Annotated in this window: 16 protein-coding genes and 1 tRNA gene; 11 read left to right on the top strand and 6 right to left on the bottom strand. The window is 45.2% G+C overall.

Features of this window, described 5'->3' with window-relative positions:
* Positions 1 to 7 precede the first annotated feature (7 nt).
* Positions 8 to 2,635, bottom strand: coding sequence for a chloride channel protein (locus ACQY1Y_RS13525; protein WP_430012940.1), 2,628 nt, complete (start codon positions 2,633 to 2,635; stop codon positions 8 to 10).
* A 327-nt stretch (positions 2,636 to 2,962) separates the two neighbouring features.
* Between ACQY1Y_RS13525 and ACQY1Y_RS13520 the strand changes: the two genes are divergently transcribed.
* On the top strand, positions 2,963 to 3,481 hold the full coding sequence (locus tag ACQY1Y_RS13520) for a DUF3122 domain-containing protein (protein WP_043998323.1): 519 nt from the start codon (positions 2,963 to 2,965) through the stop codon (positions 3,479 to 3,481).
* Between the two features lie 56 nt (positions 3,482 to 3,537).
* Here the strand turns inward: ACQY1Y_RS13520 and ACQY1Y_RS13515 are convergent, their stop codons facing one another.
* A complete protein-coding gene (locus ACQY1Y_RS13515; protein ID WP_002793455.1) occupies positions 3,538 to 3,924 on the bottom strand; it encodes a DUF4359 domain-containing protein in 387 nt (128 codons plus the stop codon).
* A 102-nt stretch (positions 3,925 to 4,026) separates the two neighbouring features.
* Here ACQY1Y_RS13515 and ACQY1Y_RS13510 point away from each other — a divergent pair.
* From ACQY1Y_RS13510 to argC, 4 genes are all read left to right on the top strand, one after another.
* Positions 4,027 to 4,099: transfer RNA gene (locus tag ACQY1Y_RS13510), tRNA-His, on the top strand.
* Positions 4,100 to 4,284: 185 nt separating this feature from the next.
* Complete coding sequence (locus tag ACQY1Y_RS13505) at positions 4,285 to 5,274, top strand: DUF389 domain-containing protein (protein ID WP_002775376.1); 990 nt, start codon at positions 4,285 to 4,287, stop codon at positions 5,272 to 5,274.
* Positions 5,275 to 5,360: 86 nt separating this feature from the next.
* On the top strand, positions 5,361 to 5,624 hold the full coding sequence (locus ACQY1Y_RS13500; protein ID WP_002733391.1) for a DUF3146 family protein: 264 nt from the start codon (positions 5,361 to 5,363) through the stop codon (positions 5,622 to 5,624).
* A gap of 254 nt (positions 5,625 to 5,878) precedes the next feature.
* Positions 5,879 to 6,940, top strand: coding sequence for an N-acetyl-gamma-glutamyl-phosphate reductase (gene argC, locus ACQY1Y_RS13495; protein ID WP_123230086.1), 1,062 nt, complete (start codon positions 5,879 to 5,881; stop codon positions 6,938 to 6,940).
* 125 nt (positions 6,941 to 7,065) lie between these two features.
* Here argC and ACQY1Y_RS13490 read toward each other — a convergent pair whose 3' ends face one another.
* On the bottom strand, positions 7,066 to 8,358 hold the full coding sequence (locus ACQY1Y_RS13490; protein ID WP_430012939.1) for a D-alanyl-D-alanine carboxypeptidase: 1,293 nt from the start codon (positions 8,356 to 8,358) through the stop codon (positions 7,066 to 7,068).
* Between the two features lie 149 nt (positions 8,359 to 8,507).
* Between ACQY1Y_RS13490 and plsX the strand changes: the two genes are divergently transcribed.
* The 6 genes from plsX (at position 8,508) to ACQY1Y_RS13460 (ending at position 15,754) form a co-directional block, all read left to right on the top strand.
* A complete protein-coding gene (gene plsX / locus ACQY1Y_RS13485; protein ID WP_002775371.1) occupies positions 8,508 to 9,563 on the top strand; it encodes a phosphate acyltransferase PlsX in 1,056 nt (351 codons plus the stop codon).
* A gap of 175 nt (positions 9,564 to 9,738) precedes the next feature.
* On the top strand, positions 9,739 to 10,740 hold the full coding sequence (locus tag ACQY1Y_RS13480) for a beta-ketoacyl-ACP synthase 3 (RefSeq protein ID WP_430012938.1): 1,002 nt from the start codon (positions 9,739 to 9,741) through the stop codon (positions 10,738 to 10,740).
* 110 nt (positions 10,741 to 10,850) lie between these two features.
* On the top strand, positions 10,851 to 11,777 hold the full coding sequence (fabD, locus tag ACQY1Y_RS13475) for an ACP S-malonyltransferase (protein ID WP_430012937.1): 927 nt from the start codon (positions 10,851 to 10,853) through the stop codon (positions 11,775 to 11,777).
* 895 nt (positions 11,778 to 12,672) lie between these two features.
* Entirely contained in the window at positions 12,673 to 13,767 is a 1,095-nt protein-coding gene (locus ACQY1Y_RS13470; protein WP_430012936.1) for a fatty acid desaturase family protein, read from the top strand.
* A gap of 221 nt (positions 13,768 to 13,988) precedes the next feature.
* Positions 13,989 to 14,516 carry a CDP-diacylglycerol--glycerol-3-phosphate 3-phosphatidyltransferase gene (gene pgsA, locus ACQY1Y_RS13465; protein ID WP_193978007.1) on the top strand — a complete coding sequence of 176 codons (528 nt, stop codon included), beginning with the start codon at positions 13,989 to 13,991 and terminating at the stop codon, positions 14,514 to 14,516.
* A 143-nt stretch (positions 14,517 to 14,659) separates the two neighbouring features.
* Positions 14,660 to 15,754 (top strand): calcium-binding protein, encoded by a 1,095-nt coding sequence (locus ACQY1Y_RS13460; RefSeq protein WP_430012935.1) that lies wholly within the window; start codon positions 14,660 to 14,662, stop codon positions 15,752 to 15,754.
* A gap of 506 nt (positions 15,755 to 16,260) precedes the next feature.
* Here ACQY1Y_RS13460 and ACQY1Y_RS13455 read toward each other — a convergent pair.
* The 3 genes from ACQY1Y_RS13455 to ACQY1Y_RS13445 all read right to left on the bottom strand — a co-directional run bounded on the left by ACQY1Y_RS13455 (position 16,261) and on the right by ACQY1Y_RS13445 (position 20,917).
* On the bottom strand, positions 16,261 to 18,513 hold the full coding sequence (locus tag ACQY1Y_RS13455) for a PBP1A family penicillin-binding protein (protein ID WP_430012934.1): 2,253 nt from the start codon (positions 18,511 to 18,513) through the stop codon (positions 16,261 to 16,263).
* A gap of 99 nt (positions 18,514 to 18,612) precedes the next feature.
* Complete coding sequence (gene ilvN / locus ACQY1Y_RS13450) at positions 18,613 to 19,137, bottom strand: acetolactate synthase small subunit (protein WP_002732118.1); 525 nt, start codon at positions 19,135 to 19,137, stop codon at positions 18,613 to 18,615.
* A gap of 160 nt (positions 19,138 to 19,297) precedes the next feature.
* A complete protein-coding gene (locus tag ACQY1Y_RS13445; RefSeq protein ID WP_430012933.1) occupies positions 19,298 to 20,917 on the bottom strand; it encodes an ABC transporter substrate-binding protein in 1,620 nt (539 codons plus the stop codon).
* Positions 20,918 to 21,012: the final 95 nt, after the last annotated feature.

Genomic DNA, 21,012 nt, shown 5'->3' with positions numbered 1-21,012 from the left:
TAATAACCTAATCTGATAATTCCCCTCGCACGAGAATCACAGTGCAATTAACCGCACGGGCAATCGTCGAGGGGATATTGCCATTTAATAACTGATTGAGCAAACTTTCCCTAGATGCACCCAAAAGCACCAAAGAACAGTCTTCCGATTCCACCAGATTAATTATTGCCTCAGCTGGAGAGGCCGAAGGAATCGGTAAAGGCACAATCGGCTGTGCGATCGCTTTCTGTAAAGATGCTTGTAAAACTTCCAAAATAGACAGATCTGGCAGTAACTCCGTCGGAGAATAGATTTTACATAACCAAAGTTTGGGATAATCCGAAGACTCGGACAAGGACAGCAAACTAGGCAATAATGCTAAGGCGCGTTCGGCATTGGGACCGCCGGCGGTGGGAATCAGCCAAATCCTTTCCCGGTTAGGATCATTGGGAAAACAATCCTTTGTACCCAATTTTACCAAAATGGTTTCACAGGGAGCTTGGGCGATCAAAGTATCGACTAAAAACCCAAAAATCGCCCCAGTGGTGGATCTTTCCCCCGTCCAACCCATAATTAATAAATTGCTGTGTCGTTCGCGAATCGTGGCTAAAATCCCGTCGGCGATATCCTGAGCCACCGAAATTTGTGTATGAACAGAGATATTCTGCTGTCGCGCTAATCTTTCCAGACGATGAAGTAATTTGCGTCCTTCCCGCGTATCTACCCGGACTTCCGCCGGAGAACTAAGACGAGGTACAGTAATCACATAGAGACAATCTATCTCATAATTGCGTTCACGGGCGACAGCAGCGGCAATTTTAAACAAAGCGGTAGCGGTGTCGGGATTGGCAATAGGTAACAAAATCCGGCCTATTCCCACAGCCGGAGAACGAGTTTGATAAACCACATAGGAAGGGGTAGTGGGTTGAGGCAGTTGACAAACCCCCCCCAATTGATCGGCTTCCACCCGGATAATATCGGTGCGGGTGATGATCCCCACCAGTTTTTGACCATCGGTAACGGGTAAACGGGAAAGCTGATAGCGATTTAACAGAAATAAAACATCGCTTAAAGCTGCTTGGGGAGCTACAGTAATCGGATTGGGAGTCATGATCTCCCGCAGGACAGTTTGACTGTTTTTTGATCGCCATTTATCCAGATCACTTTGGGTAAAAATCCCCAATAGTCGCCCCTGTTCCACCACGGGAAAACCGCGATGATGGGAACGGGACATAATTTTCACCACTTCCCCTAGGGGTAAATCCGCCGGCAGAATTTCCACCTGCGATTGCATCACATCTATAGCCGACAGATGGGCCAACACATCATTAGCAGGGGTTTCCTCGTTGAGAATAATACCACTAGCGGAAAGTAAATGCTGATAGAGAGAACCGGGTAGAATGCTTTCGGCAGTGATATAAGAAACGGCACAGGTCAACATCAGGGGCAGCACAACATTAAAATTGTGATGCAGTTCAAAGACAATCACGATCGCCGTTACCGGAACCCTGACTACTCCCGTAAAAAAGGCCCCCATACCGGCTAAAGCATAACTAGGTTCGCTGCCGAAACCCATAATTTTCGTCTCGATTCCCCCCACCAGAAACCCCAAACAGGAGCCCAACACCAAAGCAGGGGCGAGCAGTCCTCCCGGTGCGCCGGAACTATAGGAAATCATCGTCAGGAAAAAATAGACCACAAAAGCGAGGGCGGTATTCTGCCAACTTAATTCCCCTGCCAGCAAAAATTCGCGTAAACCGGTATTATCTCGAAAAAAGTCGGGTAAAAAAGCCACTACCGTTCCCGATAAGCAACTGACCAGACCGATGCGCCAAGCTAAAGATAACCGCCAACGCCGCTGCATCTGGCTACAAAAAAGGATGCCTTGATTGAATAAAGCCCCCAATAAGCCCGCTAAAACCCCCAAAAGGCAATAAATGGGTATTTCTTGGGCAGAGAAGCTAATATTGGCATATTCAGTGATGATCGAGGGGGTATTCTGCAGCATCATCGAAACCACGGCCCCGGTAAAGGAAGCCACGATCGCCGTTTCTAGGGTCATACTGGAAACATCGCGCATTAATTCCTCGATCACAAACAGGACCCCGGCGATGGGAGTAGTAAAACCGGCCGCTAACCCGGCGGCTGCCCCGGCTGCGATCATCTGACGACGGTGATCGGGACTGGTGGGCAGCCAGACGCTTAATTGGGCCGCCAGGGCTGCCCCGATGTGTACCGTGGGGGCCCGACGACCAAGGGTTAAACCACCGCCAAGGATCAGGATCGCCCCGATCATTTTTACGACGGCGACGCGCCAAGACAGGGGCAAAGGGTATTTAGCTAGGGCTGCTTTTACTTGGGGAATACCCCCCCCGGCGGCTGCGGGGGAGAAGTGTTCCACAATCCAGCCGGCGCTATAACCAAGCAGAAAACCGCCGAGGGGCAAAACTAGGAAAGGAGAGGAATTGGCTACTAGATGCACCCGCCAACCACCTAACCAACCGATGCCCAATTTCAGGATAATAGCGGCAAGGGCGGAGAGAATTCCGATTAAACAGGCGACCAGTAAAGCATAACGACTATCGGTGGCGCTACGTCCGAAGTGTTGGGATTTAAACCACTGACGGAGGTTTTGGTAACGGGCAAAAAGTCCCATAATTATCAGGGAGAATCAAGGCAATGGCAGGGCGAGGATTTATTTCGGGTTGGCTGAATAAATCTAAAAACCTTGTGGGATAAGACTTTTAGACCTTTTTGAAATCCAAAAGTGCCGAGACCGGGAGTACTCAGGGGGAAAATTCCAGGACTTTTCCCCTGAAAATTAGGTAATTGACTACCTGAAAATCGGTAAAACCCTACACCCTACACCCTACACCCTACACCCTGCTCCCACCAACAAACTTTTTCAGCAAACCCTAATTATGTTAATTTGGCTCAAGTGCCGAAGCTCGTATCATATTTTTTAGCTAATGTCAATAAAGTTATGAAACGATTCCTGTTATTATTTTGTGTTCTCGTCAGTTTTTTGCTATTTATCAGCCTTAAAATCGATTTTTCCTTGTCCGCACTAGCTCTAACTCGACAACAGCTAGAAGGACCGGGGCAGCTGTTGTATCAATCCCGTCATAGTTTGCGCGATGATGTCGGTAGTCCTTGGCAGGTGGTGTTATTCAAACGAGTTAAAGATGGGGAAACGGTAGAAATTAGTTTGCGCTTGGTGGGATTTCCAGAGGGGATTGAGTTTCTTCACCCGGAAAGATTAACGATAACCACTGCTAAAGGTCAAATTTTAGCGGCTGAGGATGCTTTTGCCCAAGAATCACCCGCAGCTAACGTTGGTCAATACAAGATGCAGGATATCTTAACGCAGCTACCCGTTACCGAAGCGATCGAGCTTTCCCTACCCCTAGACAATCCCCGCGCTCTCACTATCCCGACTCCTGTACTTTTGGAATGGCAAAGTCTGCTTTTTTCCGTAAATGGAGGAAATCCCAATCACTGAGCTACAATAAAATCACTACCATCAGGATTTACTCTCAGAAAATTTCAATTATCTGACTACAGTTCTAAAGCTTCGTAGATGTATAATTTATTCAAAAAACCGACGCTGCTGAATTGATAACTAGGTAAAGGGGGAGGGAACGATAATTCTGTTTGATAAACGCTGAAAATGAGAAAATTCTTTCTAGTGGTGTTAGTGGCGATCGCTTCTTGTAAAAAAGGATGACCCGTATCCACCAACATTTTACAGTAACCGCGTAAGAGAGCTTGCACTTCGGGGGAAGCTTGCGCCCGAGCGCAGACATTATCCTTAAGATAGCTAGTTAACCTCTGGGAAGCGTATTGTTCGTAATCTTGACGATTAGGGTTAGTTGTCAGCAATATACCCGCAATTACCCCTAAAACCACTCCTAACACCATTCCCCCTAACCGCGCCAATTTCATAAGCTCTCAAATCATCACTCACTTACCCTAACCATAGCCTGAATTAGGATAAAAAACCTCTTGTCAACCATTCGTCTTGTGTTATACTTGGAAAAGTGTACGGCGAGCGTAGCCAAGTGGTTAAGGCAGTGGATTGTGGTTCCACCACTCGGGGGTTCGAGTCCCCTCGTTCGCCCTCTTTTCAAAGATCGCTAATTGTTCTTTTCCTATATCTTCCCTATCGACAAAGGATTTCTCGGCTAGTGAGAGAGAGTCTATCTTTCTCTAGAAAAGTCGCATTTCATCCATTGCTTAAAAAGACAATGGCTTTCATGCTCCCGTGTTATTTCGGTAAAATAAAAGTCCATCTTCCTCAGCACAATGACGAGAAAAGAACGGCCCCACTCGTGGTTCTCAAGAAAACCCTTGACCTGGCAACAATCGCGGGCCATGTGGCGCGATTTATGGTTAGAAGCGTCCCTCGATTTTCCCTATCTAGCTTTGATTGTTAGTTCTTGTGCGATCGCTACCTTTGGCTTAGTTGCCAATAGTGCAGCCGTGATTATTGGAGCGATGATTATTGCCCCTTTGATGTTGCCGATTCGTAGTCTGGCTTTTGGTGGTTTAATTGGTAGTTGGCGATTAATTCGTAAGTCAGCCCTGGCGATTTTAGTTGGTACGATTATCGCTTTAGCGATAGCTTGGTTGCTAGGATTATTAATCGGAATTTCTGAATTTGGTAGTGAAATTCAAGCCCGTTCTCAACCGAATCTTTTAGATTTAGGAGTGGCAATTACGGCAGGGGCAATCAGTGGTTATGCCAAAATAGAACCGAAAATTTCAGGTACTTTAGCGGGAACAGCAATCGCCGTGGCTTTAATGCCACCAGTTTGCACGATTGGTTTAGGATTATCCCAAGGCAATTGGATCCTAAGTTTGGGGGCGACTCTGTTATATATTACCAATTTATTAGGCATTGCTCTCGCCTGTTTGTTGGTCTTTTTGCTGGCAGGTTATTCTAGTTTTCATCGGGCGCGTAACGCTCTAATTTTGACTTCTATCCTGACAGCGGTTTTGCTAATTCCCTTAGGAATAAGTTTTGCAACTCTGGCTAATCAAGCTCGCTTAGAAAGGCTGATCAAAAAAGCTTTATTACAACGAACGATTACTTTTCAACGGGCAGAATTATTGGAATCTTCGATTAATTGGCTCAAGCAGCCTCCCCGGGTGAGATTAGTCGTAAGAACTGCGGAAAGTATTACCCCCAGACAGGTAGAATTGTTGGAAGAATTTATTACTAAGGAAATGGGGCGACCTTTTCAATTAAATGTCTTGGTTTCTAAGGTTAATGAAGTCACTTCCCCGGAATAGCGTCGAGAAAATTGGCTGAAGTAATGACAAACAAGGATTAATTCGCTATCTTAATGTTTGATATTTAATCTATAGGTAGGGTTCAGGTGAGTGGCGGCAATCGACCAGAAAGCACGGCTTATGTGCGGATAATTAAGCAATCTTGGCAAACGGGGAAATTAGAGGGAGAAGTGCGGACGGAACAATATCAATGGCGTTTTCAGTGGCATTTTCTTCAAGGCAAGTTATTAGTACAACCTTCCCTAGGTAGGGCTTTGATTTTTGAACCCTTGAATCGGTTTTTAGAACGCTACGATTATCAATTAGAACCGGGAGGAGATTATGAATTTACGGTGCGCTCAAAATTTTAAATATGGGGGATTGAATTACAGCCTTTCTCCTAAGGATGAAGTTTAACTTAATTTGGCATCATAAAAGGAAAACCTTGTACCTCATCATTAAGATAACTGCCTATTGATCAAAAGAAATTGACGGTTTATGGACAACCCGGCCGAGATACTAGGTTTTTAAAGGAAGTTTTTTGATTTAAATCCTGCCGGTTAGGCTAAAATTCAGCCATACTAAAGCGTTATATTAACGATCAGAATTTTTAGGAACAAGGGAAATGACGCAAGAACAGAAGGTTTCAGTGGGTATTGTCGGCGCTTCCGGATATGGTGGCGTACAGTTGGTACGTTTGCTCAAAGAACATCCCTTCGTAGAATTAGCCTATCTGGGGGGCGATAGTAGCGCCGGAAAACCCTACAGTGATTTATATCCCCATCTCGGTCATAGCATTAATCTTAATGTGGAGGCGATCGATTTAGAGATAATTGCCTCCCGTTGTCAAGTGGTTTTCTTGGGTTTACCCAATGGTTTAGCCTGTGATTTAGCCCCTCCTTTGCTCGCTAAAGGGTGTAAAGTTTTGGATCTGTCGGCAGATTATCGTTTTACTAGCCTAGAAACCTATAGTAAATGGTATGGCAAGGAACGTCAGGATCAAGCGATCGCATCTACGGCTGTGTACGGTTTGCCGGAACTTTATCGGGAAGAGATTAAAAATGCCTCTTTGATCGGTTGCCCCGGATGTTATCCTACTGCTAGTTTAATGGCGATTTCTCCCCTGTTAAAACAGGGTTTAATTCTCCCGGAAACCACGATTATTGATGCCAAATCGGGAACTTCGGGAGGGGGAAGACAAGCTAAGATTAATATGTTATTGGCAGAAGCAGATAATTCGATCGGGGCTTATAATGTAGCGGGAAAACACCGTCATACTCCCGAAATTGAGCAGATTTGCAGCGATTTAGCTGGTCATGAGGTGCGCGTTCAGTTTACTCCCCATTTAATGCCCATGGTTCGGGGTATCCTGTCCACAGTCTATGCAACATTGCGGGATCCCAATCTGGTGCGGGATGATTTAATCACTATCTACAATGCTTTTTATCGCACTTCTCCCTTTGTCAAAATCCTACCAGGGGGAGTCTATCCACAAACTAAGTGGGCCTGTGGTACTAATTTATGTTATCTCGGTATTGAAGTGGATCCGAGAACCGATCGAGTGATAGTGATGTCAGCGATCGATAATTTAGTTAAGGGACAATCGGGACAAGCGGTACAATGTCTCAATCTCATGATGGGTTGGGAAGAATCCCTTGGTTTACCGCAAATGTGTTTTTATCCTTAAAAATTCGGCTTGGGCGCAAGCTTTGCGCCCCTACATTGCAGCCAGTATGATTGGTGAGAACCCATAGTGTACGCCCTCCCTTCGATCAGATTCGCTCATCACCATAACCTCTTAGCCAATCAATTCTAGAAACCTTGACTTATTCGACTGGGATCACCTAGAAAGGCCCTTGCAGAAATCGATCCTTGAGTCGCTTCTGGGAGAATTTGCCAGTGTTGATCTAAAGCTTGTAACACCCGATCCTGCTGATTTCTGAATCCCTCGATATTGCTACTACCGGCATTCATAATTACAAACCAAACTTTACCCCTTTCTTGGGTGGGAATTTCTCCAGCTAAGGCGCTAACTTGGGCTAAAGTTCCAGTTTTAATCATCACTCCTTTAGGAATGGCCCGCCACTGCATAGTTCCTTTGGTATCGCGTCCCCCCACCGGAAATAAATCAGCGACTTTGATCGGTTGATTGGCTAACTTGCGATCCAATGCTTTCAGAATCTCAATAACTGCCCGGGGAGACAAGCGATTTTCTACACCCAATCCCGAACCATTAATTAATTGAATTTCTTCCGCTCCTACCCCAGTAATTTTAGTATTAATTGCGTCCACTGCCGCCGGGCCACCGAGCAGCTCCGCTAACATTTCTGACATGACGTTGTTACTATAAATATTCATTTGACGCAACAGTTCCGTTAAAGTTAAGGACTGATGACGCAATAATAATCGGGCATTTTCGGGGCGAATTTGACTGGCTCGAACCATGCCCAAAATCTTCACCTGTGGGGCTTGTGTGCCGCTAGGAAGACTCTGAAAAGCTTTTTGGGTTTCTTTTGACCATTTCGATTGATCAAGCCCAATTTTTAGCAATTCTCCCGCTTTGAGGGGATCGGTTTGAAAATTCATGGCGAATTGACCCGTAATGATCAGATCGCCTTTGACCTGACGGATGCCTAATTGATCGAGGCCATTGCCCACTGCGATCGCTTCTTCCCAGACAAAAAGCGGATCCCCTTCCCCTTCAATAATTAAATCTCCCTCTAACACCCCGTTTTTTACCTCTCCCGTGCTGTAAAAACGAGTAGCAAAACGATGATCGAGAGACCAAGTTTCCACGGCCGCGAGAGTAGTGGCGATTTTAGTCAACGAAGCCCCCGAAGCGGGTAGATTACCCTGATGATCGGCTAAATCAGCCCATTCCGTCTCAATTAAGACCCGTTGTTGACGAGAGTTTAAACCTTTTTTAGTCAAGTCTTGCAAATAATCGGCCACGATCGCCGCCACCCGGGGATCGGGAGCGGTGGGAAGGTCAAAAATAGGCTGATTTTGCCAAGAAATTAGGGGAATATTGGCGATAGGTTGGGATTGCCCCCCCAGCCAACCCAAGAGAAAGCCGAAAACTGCCAAATTAAAAACTGAGAACATCTTTTCCTTAATCGCAATGATGCCTTATTGTATAGAAATGATTGGTAATTTTTAACAATTGCTCGATCAGAAAACACTAATCCTCGATCGGCCAGCTTTTCTCAAGAGCTGCCGCTCAACTTATTAAAGATTTCTATCCCACTGACTCAATGGCAGAAACGGCATTAAATCGGGCAAGAATCGCGGTAGATGCGATGGGAGGTGACTACGCTCCCAACGAGATTATCGCGGGATCGATGCGAGCTTCCGAAGAATTAGATGTAGAAGTATTATTAGTCGGCGATTCTGAACGGATTGAGGCTTATTTCCAGCATCATCCCCGTCCCAAGAATCTCACGATCGTCCACGCGGAGGAAGTGGTGGCTATGGACGAAGAGCCGATCACCGCTATCCGTCGTAAACCGGCGGCCTCGATTAATGTGGCCATGGATTTAGTCAAACAAAATCGCGCCGATGCGGTGGTGGCCGCCGGTCACTCCGGGGCAGCCATGGCGGCAGCGTTACTGCGTTTAGGTCGTTTAAAAGGAATCGATCGCCCGGCGATCGGTGCGGTGCTGCCGACGATGTTGGCAGGTAAATCGGTGATTATCCTCGATGTCGGGGCGAACGTGGACTGTAAACCCAAATATTTAGAGCAGTTTGCCCTAATGGGGACAATTTACAGTAAATACGTTATGGGGGTTGAAGATCCGAAAGTCGGTTTACTCAATATCGGCGAAGAAGCCAGCAAAGGTAACGATCTCGCCCTAAAAACCTACGAATTATTGGAAAATAACCAGCAAATTCCCTTTATCGGCAATGCTGAAGGCCGGGATGTGCTATCGGGACAATTTGATGTGATCGTCTGCGATGGTTTTGTCGGCAATGTCCTGTTAAAATTTGCCGAAGCGGTGGGAGGAGTTATCCTACAAATTCTCAAAGAGGAATTACCTAGGGGGATACAGGGTAAAGTCGGGACGGCTTTAATTAAACCCAATCTTAAACAGATTAAACAACGCATGGATCACGCGGAACACGGTGGTGCGCTGTTATTTGGAGTCGATGGGGTCTGCGTGATCAGTCACGGCAGTTCCCAAGCGCCTTCGATTTTTAACGCCATCCGACAGGCGAAAAATGCCGTCGATAATCGCGTTTCTGAGCGCATTCAAGCCTACAATGACCACCATCATCAATTAAAAAAGTTGTCGGTGAACGGTGAAGATTAAGCTGTCATCCTTTTGCTGTTATCAGTAATCAGTAATCAGTGAAAAGACGGTGGGAAACTGCTATTTAATACTGCTTACCTAATACTCAAATCTGGTCACTGATAACTGACCCACTGATAACTGACCCACTGATAACTGATAACTGATCACTGATAACTGAAAAAGGGGGAATATTTTGAACGGATTCGGGGCAGCAGTCGTCATTACTGGTTGTGGATCGGCCACACCAAGGCAATTTCTCAGTAATGAAGAACTCAGCCAAATTGTCGAGACTTCCGATGAGTGGATTAAAAGTCGTACCGGCATCGGTAAACGCCATTTAGCGGATCAATCGGTGTCTTTAAGCCAATTAGCGTCCCAAGCGGCGATTAAGGCTCTGGAAATGGCTCAGGTGTCCTCTAGTGAGGTCGATCTGATTCTTTTGGCTACTTCTACCCCCGATGATCTGTTCGGTAGTGCGGCCCAAGTGCAAAGTCGGATCGGGGCCAATCGGGCGATCGCTTTTGATCTCACCGCCGCCTGTTCGGGTTTTCTGGTGGCATTAGTCACCGCCACCCAGTTTATCCGTACTGGTACTTACCGCAATGTCTTGGTTATCGGGGCCGATGTTCTCTCCCGTTGGGTGGATTGGAACGATCGCGCTACCTGTGTCCTTTTTGGTGATGGGGCAGGGGCGGTTCTTTGTCAAGCAAATGATACAAAAGATAACATTCTCGGTTTTGAACTCCATAGCGACGGCAGCCAGAATGGTTCTCTTAATCTCGCCTATCAGGGGGAAGAATTGCCCCTTAAGGAGGGGGTAAGGGTTCAAAAAGGGACCTATAAGCCTCTAACGATGAACGGACGGGAAGTCTATCGTTTTGCCGTGGCGAAAGTGCCAGAGGTCATCGAAAAAGCCCTCTATCGGGCTAATTTAACCACCAGTGACATCGATTGGTTAGTTCTGCACCAAGCTAACCAAAGAATTATGGACGCGGTGAGCGATCGCCTGAAACTGTCTCCCGAAAAAGTGATCAGCAATCTCAGCGAGTATGGCAACACTTCCGCGGCATCGATTCCTCTAGCCCTCGATGAAGCTGTCAGGAGTGGTAAGGTCAAAAAAGGTGATATTATTGCTTCTTCCGGCTTTGGTGCCGGTTTAACTTGGGGTGGGATTATCTTCCGTTGGGGAGATTAATTCAGTAACCAGTAACCAGTAACCAGTAAACTAAAAACTCACATCTGATAACTGATAACTGATAACTGATAACTGACCAAAACACAACTATCTATCTATTTTAAGAACTTATGAAAACAGCGTGGATATTCCCGGGACAAGGATCGCAAGCGTTAGGAATGATTGGAGATTTAGCGGAAAGCGCACTTGGCCAAGAGAGATTAGAAAGAGCAGCAAAAATCCTTGGTTGGTCGGTTTTAGAAAAATGTCAAGGGGATGAAGAAACCCTATCTCGTACTCTTTATACTCAACCTTGTTTATTTGTGGTGGAGAGTATTTTAGCGGATTTGTTGCAAGAAAAAGGTCATTTTCCCGATCTAGTTGCTGGTCATAGTCTCGGTGAATATTCCGCTTTATATGCGGCCAGGGTGTTTAATTTTGAAACAGGATTAAATCTAGTTCAAAACCGTTCCCGTTTGATGGATGCGGCCGAAGGTGGTAAAATGGCCGCCTTAATGAAATTTGATCGCACCAGTCTAGAGACAGTGATTAATCAGACGGAAAATGTAGTTATTGCTAATGATAATAGTGCTGAACAAGTGGTGATTTCTGGGACTCCTGAAGCGGTGGATTTAGTATTAGGTCAAGTGAAAGTTAAGCGGGTTATCCAGTTAAAAGTATCCGGTGCTTTTCACTCTCCCTTGATGGAAAATGCCGCTATTCAATTTCAGCAAATTTTAGAATTAGTTAATTTTCGGTCTGCAAAAGTTCCTGTGATTTCTAATGTCGATCCCAGCCATCCTACCCAGGACGGGGAAGAATTAAAAAAATATCTGATCCGGCAGATGACTAGCTCGGTTCGCTGGCGAGAAATTATGTTAAGATTGCCAGATGTGGGTGTGAAGAAAGCGATCGAAGTGGGTCCAGGTAAGGTTTTAACTGGTTTAATTAAACGAACTGCTCCCGCAATTGAGTTAGAAAATATTAGTCAATTAGCTGATATATCCAAGAATAGCGACGATGTTATATTCCAGGGTTCATTAATTGGTGTTGGTTAAATTATCTGGCAATATTTTCGATGAAATAAATTGATCGATCCTATGTAGGGTTTGCGGCAAAAAGCTTTTCCTAGGGGCAGGGTGTGGGGTGTGGGGTTTTACCTATTTTGAGGTAGCCAGTTACCTAATTTTCAGGGAAAAAGTACCTGAATTTTCCCCCCGATCCCCGCAACGGCTGGCACTTTTTGAGGTCAAAAAAGTCTAAAAGTCTGATCCAACAAGGTTTTTAGATTTATTCAGCAAGCCCTATGTAAGTTAAACTTATCACACAGAACCTAGAAGAGCCAAAATAAGTACCCAAGCAAAATTAATTACACATATCTAACCCCGCTCTTGCCTCTTGCCTATCTTCACTAGGAAATTAATTTTGCACGACTACTTAGGGACTTGCGTAGGAATAATATCCCAGCCAGAAATCGCTCTGTAGAAGAACCAGACCAGCCAGATGGCACATTATCAAAGCGCAAGTCCCTAACACCTCGAAGGCTCTCCCCCTACTTAAGGTGATCAGCAAACCTGAGCGATCGGAGGGCGCAAGCATTGCGCCCCTACAGTAACGGATTTTGTCCACAATGTAGGAGCGAACTGCCTTCGCCCAAAAGGTACATTATCAAAGCGCAAGTCCCTAGTACAAAAGTACCTAATGCTCATCCCTATCACCGGCTACAGGTATCTGCTATCTGATTAGGTAAAAACCGAGGATTTTTTGCAAGCGTAGCAAAGAAATTGAGCGATTCCCTTGCCAAGCGCACCTCTTTCTCTGACAATAGATGAGAGACTGATGAGAAACTATCAGTTGTAGTGAGACAGCCTTAGCAAACCAGTCAAAGACTCATAAATTCACTCTGAGCTGCCACAAATTGCCGTCATACCAACTTCTAGGACAAAAATAGGAATGCGAGTAACCTTTACCGAAAATCAGGGTTTTAGAAAGGAATTGAATAAACGGGTTGATGCTTATTTTACTGAAAACGGCATCCCCACCAGAGATAATTTGGCCATGTACCTGAAGACAATCACGATTTTAACTTGGGTAATTGCCGCTTGGTTATTTGTGCTTTTTGGTCCGGATATCTGGTGGCTAAAAATCATCGGTTGTCTGGTTTTAGGAGCAGGATTAGCAGGGATTGGTTTTAGCGTTGGTCATGATGCCAACCATGGTGGCTATTCTAGTAAAAAATGGGTTAATTCTTTCATTGGCACGACCTACGATTACATCATCGGTGCTTCCAGTTATCTCTGGCGTTTTCGTCATAACTATCTCCATCATACCTACACCAATGTTTTAGGCTACGATGTGGAAATTCACGGCGATGGTATCGTGCGAATGACTCCCCATGCCGAGCATAAATGGTATCATCGATATCAACATTTATTTATCCCGATTCTCTACGCTATAATTCCTATCTATTGGTCATTCTCTGATGTGCGCTCTATCCTCTTTCGTCATCGTTTTGGCGAGATTAAACTTCCCAATCCTAAAGCGATCGATCTATTTGTTTTATTGAGCGGAAAAGTTGTTTATCTCTTTTGGTTTATTGGCATTCCTCTCTTAGTTGGTTATAGTCCCCTAGAAATAGCGATCGGTTTTCTCATTGTTTTTATGACCTATGGAGTGCTTGCCTGTCATGTATTTATGTTAGCTCACGTTTTGGAACCCGCCGAATTTATTCAACCCTCGGCAGCTAATCAAATCGAAGACGAATGGGCAATTTTTCAAGTGCGAACTACCGTAGATTTTGCCCCTAAAAATATCTTTTTAAATTGGTATTTAGGGGGATTAAATTATCAAGTTGTTCATCATCTTTTCCCACAAATTTGTCATATTCACTACCCCAAAATTGCCCCAATTTTAGCAGAAGTTTGCCAAGAATTTGGCGTTAATTATGCCGTTTATCCCACCTGCTGGGGTGCTTTAACTTATAATTATCGTTGGCTCAGGCAATTAGGCAATAAACAAAGTAATTTCGATCTCAAATTAGCCAGCTAAAATCAGTAATCAGTTATCAGTTATCAGTTATCAGTTTTGGCTCTTCTAGGTTCTGTGTGATAAGTTTAACTTACTATATGATCGATCTTTGTGTCCTTTGTGTCTTTGTGGTTCCTTCCACTTGCTCGCCAGCAGGACTGTATCTTAGAATACATTTTGCCCACCAAACCTAAGAGAGCTTGATTACTGATCACTGATTACTGTTTACTGATCACTGAAAAATGAACCTACCCAACTCGATTACCCTATCGCGACTCTTGGGACTGCCATTAATTTTATACTGGTTGCATCAAGGCACAGAAATCGATCGCTGGTTAAGTTTAATTATCTTTCTGATTGCTGCCAGTACCGATTGGCTCGATGGTTATCTAGCGCGAAAATTCAATCAAATCACCGAATTAGGGAAATTTCTCGATCCTTTGGTCGATAAATTACTGGTTCTCGCTCCTCTTTTAGCTCTCATTGAAATGGATGTAATTGCCGCTTGGGGAGTATTTTTGATTCTTGCTCGCGAATTAGCGATCGCTGGTTGGCGCATTAATCCCAATTTAACGGGAAATAGCGACATAAAAGGGGCTAATTGGTGGGGAAAAAGCAAAACAGTCAGCCAAATTATCGCTATCGCTCTCTTAATCGCTCCCTTGCCTTCTGAATATAATTTAATTGCTCAGGGGGCTTTTTGGCTATCGGTAACATTAACCTTAATTTCTGGGGTGATTTATATCATACCCAGCCAAAAATTAACCTAGAATTGATAGAAACTTAACCATTAGCAATAATACAGGAAACAAGCCTAGAAAACAGGGTTGTATTTTTTTTCTCGGTATATAATAATCGGGAGGAAGACTATCAAACTCTTCACATTCAAACATATCATTACAAAGGAAAAACCATGGCCACTATAACCACATCATTCGTCACCCTCACCGGTCCCACTGGTGCTAATTTCAGTCCTCTTACCACTACGTCAGTTGCCGCTTTCCTAAACACCTTTAATGATATCCTCATTCATGTATCAGGATCAGAGCTTAACATTACCAGCGATAATCTCACTTCCGAGCGCACTTTGAGTCCCAGCGGCCATACAGCTTGGAGAATAACCAACTTCGGCCCTGCTGCTAATGTAAACCTTTCCCGGTACCGTGGAGGCTTTTCTCAGGACTTTTCCCTGCTAGCAGATAGCTTTACCTTTGTTAGAGGTGGGGCTCCCGGCACTTATCAACTAAGCGGTGATACTGATAACACGATACCGAAAGCGACGAATCCTCTGACTCCAAATCGGATTCGGGATTTCAGCGCCGGCGATTCCTATAACATTGTAGGCAGTAATTTCAATGATACCCTAAGCGGTGGCAGTGTAGCGGATACCCTATTTGGTGGCGACGGAAACGATAGCCTAAATGGTAGCGGCGGCGCGGATACTCTACACGGTGACAACGGAAACGACACCCTACTTGGTGGCAACGGAAGCGATAGCCTAGATGGGGACGCGGGAAACGATAGCCTAGATGGTGGCGCCGGCTTTGATACCCTATTTGGTGGCACGGGAGACGACACCCTATTTGGTGACTCGGAAAACGATAGCCTACTTGGTGGCTCGGGAAACGATAGCCTACTTGGTGGCGACGAGGACGATGCCCTAATCGGTGGCGACGGAAACGACACCCTAACTGGTGGTTTGGGTGTTGACCGGTTTGTTTACAACAATTCTAACGAAGGCCCTGACAGCATCACCGATTTTGGTTTTGCTGGTTTTCCAGATGCTATCGTACTTTCTTCCGGTGGTTTCGGCGGACTGACTACCATTAACAGTACTTTAACTCCTAGCCTATTCTCGGCAACTGAAAATGGCACTGCCAAAATTATCTATAGTGGCGGTGTTTTATCATTTGACCAAGACCTATCGAATATTGGTGGTCTGGTTACAATCGCAACCCTTGCTGGTTCGCCGATCCTCAATGCAGGCAATATTCAGGTGATTGCCTAATCTATCCCTGTCCCTCCCCTGCGGTGGGTTGGGCAGTTGTTGATTTTTGGGGTAAAACCAAGCCACCAGAAATAATATTTGCGGGTGTGTTAGCTAGGACTAGGACACCCTTATTATGTAGGAAGTCTCTGGTTTGAGGGAACTCTGGAACAGGCAACGGCAACGGTAGCTAGTCCTAAGTAGGGTTTGCTGAATAAGTACGGGCGAAGCATTCGGATAGAAAATCTACCTTTTCACCGATAGGTTATTGTCCGAATGCTTCGCCCCTACAGGACGCGGGCCGATGAAGACGCAAGGTTTTGAACGACGATTCTCTCAAAATCTTGCACCTGTGGGAGCGAGAAAAGCCCCAAAACCTTTACTTTGCCTACATTTCAAATTTATTCAGCAAACCCTAAGTACCTAAGCAAAATTAATTACACATATCTAACCACCTCTTGCCTCTTGCCTCTTGCCTCTTGCCTATCTTCACTAGGAAATTAATTTTGCACGACTACTTATTGGGATTAATTTTGTGTAGTGATTAACTGACGGTGATAATCGCCCCATAACCGGGCTGCCTGTTGACTACTGCCGGAAGTGGGAGAATTGTTATCATTCCCTAACCAAATGCCTGTCACCCAGTGGCGACGGGGAAGATAACCGATAAACCAGAGGTCCACATAATTATTAGTAGTTCCCGTTTTACCCGCTTCTCCCATGCCAATACTGGCAGCGCCTCCTGTACCATTAGTTATCACCCCCCGCAATAGGCTATTCATCGTTTCGGCGGTTTTAGGGGAGATTACCTGCTGATTTCTCTCGCTATCCTCGCCATAGTCATAAATAACCCGACAGGTACTCAAATCCTCCACATTTTCACAGTCGGAAGCGTCGAGAATGCGTTTAATGGCGTGGGGACGATTCCAGCGTCCACCATGGTCAAAAACCCCATAAGCGCCGGTCATTTCCAAGACATTTACCTCGCTTTGTCCTAAAATTAGCCCCGGTACAGCATTTAAAGATGATTTTACCCCCAAACGTTCCGCTACATTGACCACATTGCTTAATCCTGCCTCACGAGCAATGCGAAGGGCGACACTATTTTCCGATCGCGCTAAACTTTGAAACATATTGATGGCCCCGCTACTGCGTTCACAGGGAGAATAGGCCTGTCCTTGCCAAGAGAGTCCAGCGCAGGTATAGGTTTTATAGGGCGATATTCCCTTTTCTAGGGCGGCAGTATAAGCAAATACCTTAAAAGTGGAACCGGGTTGACGTTTAGCTTGGATAGCGCGGTTAAATTGGCTTTTTTGATAATCAACTCCCCCGACTAAAGCGAGAATTTCCCCAGTTTGACTGTTTAGGGTAACTAAAGCCCCTTGGGAGTATCGATAGCGAGGGCCTTGGTTTAAAATATGAGTTTTTAAGCTTTTTTCTGCGATCGCTTGCAGCCGGCGGTCTAAACTGGTTTCAACGATAAAATTGCCCTCTTTCGCTACTTCTTCCCCTAAAAGATCCTGTAATTCCTCGAAAACGTAACTATAAAAATATGGTGCAATCGTACTAGATAGGGATTTTTTGGCTTGGGGACTGATTTCAATGCGGGATCTGCGAGCGCTGGCCGCCTCTTCTGGGGAAATCATGCCTAATTGGGCCATGCGATCGATGACACGATTGCGTAATTGTACGGAAGTGTCGTAATCTTGAATGGGATTAAATCGATTCGGAGCGGGTAACATAGCCACAAGGGTGGCAGCCTCGGAGATATCTAAATCCCTAGCGGATTTATCGAAATAAAAGCGGGCCGCATCTTCAAAACCGTAACCGGCCAGACCGAGATAAACTCGATTGAGATAGGTTTTGAGAATTGTATCCTTACTATACACCGCCTCTAATTGTAAAGCGACCACAGCCTCCCGGATTTTGCGACCCGCAGTATTTTGGCGACCGACTTCGGGGAATAAACTACGCGCTAACTGTTGAGTCAGGGTGCTGGCCCCCTGATGAATGCCTTGACGTTCCCGATTAATCATAACAGCCCGGACAATCCCCAAAGGATCAACGCCAAAATGCCAGTAAAAACGACTATCTTCGGAAGCGACAAGCGCCTTGGGCAAATAGGGAGAAAAATCGCCCAGATTATCTAATTCTTGGTGAGTTTCCTGTCGAATGGGATTGAGGGGAGTTTGACCATCCCTAGGGTAAACCACCACCGGACCGCTCACCCCGGAAGGGAGTGGATAAACATTAACTCTGCGACTTTCCCAGATAATCCCTAGAACCAATAAACTGAAAATACCCCCCGCACCGTAGAAACCATAGCGCAAAAGTCGCGCCCACAGGGGAGGGGGACAGTAATAGGAGATGGTGACACAATTGGCTAAGTCTGGGGGGGCCAGGGTAAAGGTATCACCATGACGCAGGGAAACGCTTTTCAGACGACGTTTACCCATATAAACCCCGTTGGTGGAGTTTTCGTCTGTGAGCAGGAAATGATGGGGATTTTTCGGGTCCCGCTGCAGGGAACAGTGAATCTGACTCACCACATTATTACGGATAGTAATATCACAGGAACTGGAACTACGGCCTAACAAATAGCGATCGCCAATGAGGGGATATTTGCTTTCCCCGCTGCCATTCTCGTTTTTAAGGCGTAATTCGGGAACTCTCGCCCCTTTTTTGAGATTTACCGCCTGAAAATTTACCTTTCCTTGCAATTTCTGCACGGCAACGGTGACAAGTTGACTAATTTGGGTTTTCGGCGACTGGTTAGACATAGTTTTTATCAGCTTCTGAAGGCAATAGGGGAAGCGGGGAAGTGGGGAATTTCAACTAAAACCCTAACACCCTAACACCCCAATTCATCCCCAATATCCCTAAATTGACATTTTAGCCTCTAAAGCTTTCAGGTATTCCGTATTGACTCCCGACTCGCGAATCAGAGCAATTTTACCGGTACGCGCCACCTCGCGAACGCCAAATTTATTCAGCATTTGCATAATCGCCACCATTTTACCCGGATCCCCCACCACTTCGATGGTCAGGGTTTCCTCAGAAATATCCACAATTCGCGCTCGGAATACCTGCGCTAATTCGATCACTTCTGCTCGGCGCTCGGCGGTAGCATTAACTTTAATCAGCATTAATTCCCTTTCCACGCAAGGGGTTTGGGTGATATCCTGCACCTTGAGGACGTTAATTAATTTGTAAAGTTGTTTGGTTAACTGTTCGATGCTGTCCTCGTCCCCTGGCACTACCATCGTAATGCGAGAAACTCCCATTTGTTCAGCAGGACCGACGGCTAGACTTTCAATATTAAAGCCGCGACGGGCGAATAATCCAGCAATACGGGTTAAAACTCCCGCTTCATCTTCAACTAATACGGATAATGTGTGTTTCATGGCGATTTATCTACACAACCTATATTTAACTATTGTAAGACAGGAGGCAAGGCCAGAACAGTTTGTTTTCGCCTCACGACGATAAGAAATTTTAACAGATAAAACCCCCTACCAGCATGGCGAGGCAGGGACCAAAAGCTGACGGCTGACTCATGATTAATTATCGGGATTTTTTGGCGATTGTCCAGAAGGGAAAAGTTTGACTGGGATTGATGATAACTCCCGTGATGCCATGGCGAGCAAAAGCATATTCTTTGGTTTGCCAAAGGGGAATATAGGGAACTTCATCGGCGAGAATTTCTTGAATTTTACCAAAAATCTGCTTTCTTTTGGCTGGGTTACTTTCCTGACGGGATTGGGCGATTAATTGATTCATTTCTTGACTATAAAAAAATGAGCCTTGACTTTGTGATCCTCCCTCTTCGCAGCCAGTTTCTGGGGAACCTTTAGCACAATCCAAAAAGGGATAAATATAGTTATCTGCATCCAAAAAATCGGGATACCAATTGGATAGAGCAGTGGTATAAAGTCCCCGGCTAATATTACGGAAAAAGGCTGCTCCTAGGATACTATTGGGTTCAAATTGAATCATATTATCTAAATCCCGTTTTGCTAGAGCTTTCATCACTGCCGCCACGCTGCTGGAAGTGATCGATCCCGAGGAGTGCCAAACTTCTACAATTGCTGGTTTTTCTGGACTATAACCAGCAGTTTTTAGTAATTGTTTGGCTTGTTCTATATTATGGTTGCCATAGCGCTCTTTAAACACCGGTTGTGACTCGGAAAAAGTAGTAGGAATGAGACTAAAAAGAGGGATGCCTTGACCTTGTAAAATGCGATCATTAAGTAAATCTCGATCGACTAGAGAAGCAATTGCTTGTCGCACTAAAATATTATCGGTGGGTTCACTTTTGAGATTGACGCTCATAAAGTTAATTGCTGCCCCAGAAGATTCGATCGCTTGCCATTTTCCTTGGACTGCTTCTGTGCGTAATTTTCTCACTTGAGGAGGCAGTAAAGATTGATAGGCAATATCCACCGCACCTGTTTGAAAACCGTTAAATAAATTGGCAGGATTCGAGAGATAAATTTGCACATTAACTCCCTTATTTTTGGCCGGTTCTCCCCAATAGCGATCGAAGGCTTCTAAACTAAAAGAATCGCTGGTAACTGCTTTTAATCGATAATGTCCTGTGCCGATAAATTCTTCGGGTTTAAATTTACCTTCGCCAATTTGATAAAATTTGGGTGAAACCGCACAGGCTCCGGGATAAGCTAAAAGAGCGGGAAAAGCGGCAAAAGGTCTGGTTAATTTAATAGTAATTTCGTCCTCTTTGGTAGCGGTGATTTTATCAATTGTATCCCGGAGAAGAAAGGAAGGTTCCCCACCATTTTTGATAAATCTTTCTAGAGAAAACTTCATCGCCTCTGCGTTAAAAACCGTGCCATCATGAAAGATAACTCCTCGACGTACTGGGATAGTATAAGTCAAACCATCGGGGCTAATTTGCGGCAATTCCGTGGCTAGGAGAGGCTTTAAATTAGTGGTTCCTTCGGCGTAGGTGTAGAGAGTTTCACCGAGATTATAAATAATAAAAAGTCCCGCTAACTCATAACTATCGGCAGGATCGATCGAGCGTGGTTTTAGGGTTGTCCCAATTATCAGGCGATCGCTATTCCCCTGGGGTAAATTGGAATTAGTGGACTGACAGCCCACGGTCAGAAGAAGACAGAGGCAAAATAAACTTAAATAGCGGTAAAGTTGGCGTAAAGATCTCATCGAGGGCGATTAACGGCAGCTAGGTATCGATCAATCCTATCATTTTTGAGGATAATCTTTTCTACTAGGTTCTCTTAAGGAACTGGGTTGATTGC

This window comes from Microcystis ichthyoblabe FBCC-A1114 (assembly GCF_050500245.1).
GTDB classification, from domain to species: Bacteria; Cyanobacteriota; Cyanobacteriia; order Cyanobacteriales; family Microcystaceae; genus Microcystis; species Microcystis ichthyoblabe_A.
The sequence above is the reverse complement of the archived record's forward strand: the minus strand, read 5'-3'. Positions and strand labels throughout refer to the sequence as shown.

Excerpts from the sequence above, each read along its gene's own strand:
- pgsA (WP_193978007.1), top strand. The coding sequence starts at position 13,989 with ATGAACCTACCCAACTCGATTACCCTATCGCGACTCTTGGGACTGCCA.
- ACQY1Y_RS13525 (WP_430012940.1), bottom strand. The coding sequence starts at position 2,635 with ATGGGACTTTTTGCCCGTTACCAAAACCTCCGTCAGTGGTTTAAATCC.
- plsX (WP_002775371.1), top strand. The coding sequence starts at position 8,508 with ATGGCAGAAACGGCATTAAATCGGGCAAGAATCGCGGTAGATGCGATG.
- ACQY1Y_RS13490 (WP_430012939.1), bottom strand. The coding sequence starts at position 8,358 with ATGTTCTCAGTTTTTAATTTGGCAGTTTTCGGCTTTCTCTTGGGTTGG.
- argC (WP_123230086.1), top strand. The coding sequence starts at position 5,879 with ATGACGCAAGAACAGAAGGTTTCAGTGGGTATTGTCGGCGCTTCCGGA.
- ACQY1Y_RS13515 (WP_002793455.1), bottom strand. The coding sequence starts at position 3,924 with ATGAAATTGGCGCGGTTAGGGGGAATGGTGTTAGGAGTGGTTTTAGGG.
- ACQY1Y_RS13520 (WP_043998323.1), top strand. The coding sequence starts at position 2,963 with ATGAAACGATTCCTGTTATTATTTTGTGTTCTCGTCAGTTTTTTGCTA.
- ACQY1Y_RS13445 (WP_430012933.1), bottom strand. The coding sequence starts at position 20,917 with ATGAGATCTTTACGCCAACTTTACCGCTATTTAAGTTTATTTTGCCTC.
- ACQY1Y_RS13505 (WP_002775376.1), top strand. The coding sequence starts at position 4,285 with ATGACGAGAAAAGAACGGCCCCACTCGTGGTTCTCAAGAAAACCCTTG.
- ilvN (WP_002732118.1), bottom strand. The coding sequence starts at position 19,137 with ATGAAACACACATTATCCGTATTAGTTGAAGATGAAGCGGGAGTTTTA.
- ACQY1Y_RS13470 (WP_430012936.1), top strand. The coding sequence starts at position 12,673 with ATGCGAGTAACCTTTACCGAAAATCAGGGTTTTAGAAAGGAATTGAAT.
- ACQY1Y_RS13455 (WP_430012934.1), bottom strand. The coding sequence starts at position 18,513 with ATGTCTAACCAGTCGCCGAAAACCCAAATTAGTCAACTTGTCACCGTT.
- ACQY1Y_RS13460 (WP_430012935.1), top strand. The coding sequence starts at position 14,660 with ATGGCCACTATAACCACATCATTCGTCACCCTCACCGGTCCCACTGGT.
- fabD (WP_430012937.1), top strand. The coding sequence starts at position 10,851 with ATGAAAACAGCGTGGATATTCCCGGGACAAGGATCGCAAGCGTTAGGA.